Here is a 674-nt window from a genome sequence, read left to right as displayed (position 1 = left end):
CTGAATGCGGGTGCGACCGAAACGGATGGCACGGTACAGGTGCTGCTGACCAACACGGTGAGTATCAGCGATGGCGACGGGTCAGAGACCTGGACCAGCCTGGTGTATACCTTCAACAATTTGCCTGCGAATACCACTGCAGTGGGTGGCACCCTGGTGGGTAACGTCCTGACAGTGAACGTGGTGGCGGGGGCATTGCCGCCGGCGTTCGGGCTGGTGTTCCCGGCGGACTATTCGACGGCCGGGGTGTCGGGCAGTGCGAACAACACCGGTGCGCCCATCAGTTACACCGTGGTGGCGACCACCAATGAAGGCACGGCCAACAGCAGTGGCACGGTCACTATCGGAGTGGAAGGGGATATCAGTGTCAGCGCCACCAACCTGGTGCTGGCAGAAACGGATGCACCGGTGGCGGTATCGCTGGCGGCGCAGCTGGGTGTCATTGCGACCGACGCGGATGGTTCGGAGCAGGTGACCGGTGTGACGGTGACCCTGAGCGGTGTGCCGGCAGGTGCGTTGATGGGGGCAGGCTGGGTGGCTGGCGCGGTGGCGGGCAGCTACAGCTGGAGCGGTGCGAGCACAGCGGGCGTACCTGGCTTTAGCTTGCCGGCGGACTGGAGCGGGGTCGTGAATGGCAATGTGGCGGGGACCACGGACGAGGGTGGGGCAGACAG

General features: G+C 64.8%; 1 protein-coding gene. It reads left to right on the top strand.

Features of this window, described 5'->3' with window-relative positions:
- Positions 1–120 precede the first annotated feature (120 nt).
- Positions 121–674, top strand: a 554-nt coding sequence (locus tag G5193_RS21705) for a hypothetical protein (RefSeq protein WP_421207337.1), incomplete at its 3' end; no start/stop codon positions are given.

The sequence above is a fragment of the Aeromonas sp. 601027 genome, from assembly GCF_049174455.1.
Taxonomy (GTDB): domain Bacteria; phylum Pseudomonadota; class Gammaproteobacteria; order Enterobacterales; family Aeromonadaceae; genus Aeromonas; species Aeromonas veronii_A.
Note: the sequence above shows the minus strand (reverse complement) of the source record. Positions and strands in the feature narration are given on the sequence as shown.